This is a genomic window from Porcincola sp. LCP21S3_C12 (assembly GCF_052118625.1).
Classification (GTDB): domain Bacteria; phylum Bacillota; class Clostridia; order Lachnospirales; family Lachnospiraceae; genus Porcincola.
On sequence record NZ_JBQKGW010000045.1, the window covers coordinates 1 to 2,708 of the forward strand.

General features: G+C 49.9%; 2 protein-coding genes. Both read left to right on the forward strand.

Annotation, left to right across the window (positions count from 1 at the left end):
* Positions 1-213: 213 nt before the first annotated feature.
* Positions 214-1,854 (forward strand): IS21 family transposase, encoded by a 1,641-nt coding sequence (gene istA / locus ACTQ1N_RS12445; RefSeq protein ID WP_441956973.1) that lies wholly within the window; start codon positions 214-216, stop codon positions 1,852-1,854.
* Positions 1,854-2,603, forward strand: a complete 750-nt coding sequence (locus tag ACTQ1N_RS12450; RefSeq protein WP_441956974.1) for an ATP-binding protein — start codon at positions 1,854-1,856, stop codon at positions 2,601-2,603. The genes istA and ACTQ1N_RS12450 overlap by 1 nt, the downstream gene beginning before the upstream one ends.
* Positions 2,604-2,708 lie beyond the last annotated feature (105 nt).

The window sequence follows — 2,708 nt, forward strand, 5'->3', positions numbered from 1 at the left end:
TGCATATTGCACTGCCTAACGGCCGGATTTGCGGAGCAAATCGGCCTGGTTGCGCCAGCTGTCGGCCGCGATGCGGAGCATAGCGGTCGACTCGGGTTCCTTCCGGCTGAAGCCGGATTTCATCTTTGAGACCAAATCTCCAAACCGCCATAATAAGACTGACCCACCAGTTAAGAAGGTGGAAATAGTTTTATTTAGGAGGTAGCCATGAGATTGGACTACAAAAGCATCATCACAAAGCATTACCTACTACACATGAGCGGTGCTGAGATCGCTGATGAGCTCAATGTCAGCAAATCCGGTGTGAACGGATTCCTGCAGGCATTCAATCGCTCCAGCGAGATCGCGTTTCCGCTCCCAGCCGGGATTACCAATGACGGGATATATGCCCTGGTCTATAGTGATCCCGAAGACACCCGTAAAAGAGACGAGAGTTACGAACTTCCGGACTACGCCGATGTTCATAAACAGATGACCACCCGGAAAAACATGACGCTCGTATACCTCTGGAACAAGTATTCCACCGCATGCTCCAGAGAAGGAAAGAAGGCATACTCATACAGACAGTTCTGCTTCAGGTTCAATACATGGTGTGATGAAAACGATGTATCCCTCGTGATGGAAGCATACAGCGGCCAATCCATGGAGGTCGACTTTGCCGGGAACACTCTGCAGGTAGTGAACCGCCAGACTGGCGAGATACTTCCTGTCGTCGTGTTTGTTGCAATCCTTCCATACAGTGAAAAGATCTACGCCGAAGGAATGATTTCAACGAAGGAGCCTGAGTGGATCAGCGTTAACAATCACGCTCTGGATTTCTTCGGAGGCGTCCCGGCAATCGTTGTTCCGGATAACTGCAAGCAGGCAGTGATCGCCAACAAGGACTGGATCGATCCGGAGCTCAACAAAGACTATGCGGAATGGGCAGAGCACAATGGGACAGCTATCCTCCCCGCGAAGGTCAAACACCCAAGATACAAGAACCATGTCGAGGGAGCTGTAAAGATTCTCGAGGAAGGGCTGTTCCACATCCTTGAAGAAAGGCAGTACTTCAGCCTGGATGACCTGAACGAGGATCTCTGGGAAGAGCTTGACAAGCTTAATGAGCAGCCTTTTAAGAATAAGGAGCACAATCGGAACTACTACTGGGAAGAAGAGAAACATGATCTGATGCCCCTTCCCTCCGTGCATTACGAGTACACGGAAAGGAAGATGGCACGTGTATCAAGCGACTTCCATGTACGCTTTGACAATGCTTATTATAGCGTAGACAAAGCTTATCTACATAAAGATGTGCTCATAAGGGCTACTACAACAACCGTCAGGATCTACAGCAGAGGAGGCGAATTCATCTGCGAGCATGAAAGGGCCCGCTATAAAGGTCAGCATGTGACAGATGTACGGCATCTGCCCAAGCACTTTTCCTCATACCGTTCGTGGAACGGTCCGTACTTTATCGGACAGGCTATGGAAGTCGGTCAGAACACTGTAAAAGTCATCAAGCAGGTGCTTGCAAGCAGAAAACTGGAAGTCCAGACATACCGTTTGTGCGTGGGCCTTCTTGGTTACAAAGACCGATACAGCAAAGAGGTCCTGGAGGAATGCTGCCGCAGAGCTCTGGAGCTTAACCGGCCGTATTACTCTTTTATCAAGAATACGATAGGCGCTGTAGCTGATGAACTCGGTGTACATCCTGACACTGTTTCCCCCAAAGAGGCTGAACCTGAAAGAGGCGGAATACCAAGACCAGGCAGGGCATCTGATCTCGATACACTCCTTAACAGAAGCAAAAGTCTTCTGGATGAAGGTCATCCTGAAGACAGCAATACTGCGGACGGAAAGGAGGAAGCCTGATGAAAAAGCCAACTACACAGCCGATAGACCCTATCATTGATCAGCTTCTTGCCATCGGCTTGAAGAAGACCGCAGAGTCACTTGAGAACCTGTACAACAGTCCGGAATTCCTGAATCTTGACCGCGTAGAACTTATCTCACGGCTGGTTGAACCGGAGTATACCACGACTACCAACCGGCGATATCTGTCCAGGCTGAAACTCGCACATCTGTCCGGATGCCCTCAGGAACTGAACAGCTGCACTGATTCCAGTGAACGCAGCTACATGCCGGAAGGCGTGGTAAAAACACTCAGTTCCGGGAACTTTATCCGCAATGGGATGAATATATGCATCCTGGGAGCCTCAGACAGTGGCAAGACCTATCTTGCAAAAGCCCTTGGGATCTCAGCCTGCAGTAAGTTCTCTGTAGAGTACTATGATACTGAGGAGCTGATAGAGCAGCTCAGCGATGTCAAGGTACAGAGCTTAAAAGATTACAACAAACGCAAGAAGCATCTGTGCAAGCTGGATCTGCTGATCCTGGATGACTTTCTGCTTCATACGATTACGGATGAGGACCAGATCAAAGTACTGCATCAGCTGCTCAATAAGAGAGCCGAAGCGCTAAAGAGCACCATCGTTTGCTCACAGCGCATGCCGAAGAACTGGAAAGCCATGATAAAAGACGATCCAATCGCCGCCGATGCTATCGAAAAGAGAGCAACCAAACACTATACTGTGATGATTCAATCCAAAACGGATGAATGATCACACTCATAAACAGTCCTGACCGGCTCCGCCAGCCGACCGTTCAATAACCGCGCCGCGACCGGTGGTCAACGCATCAGCGACCGCCGGCGCCCGCAAAATGCA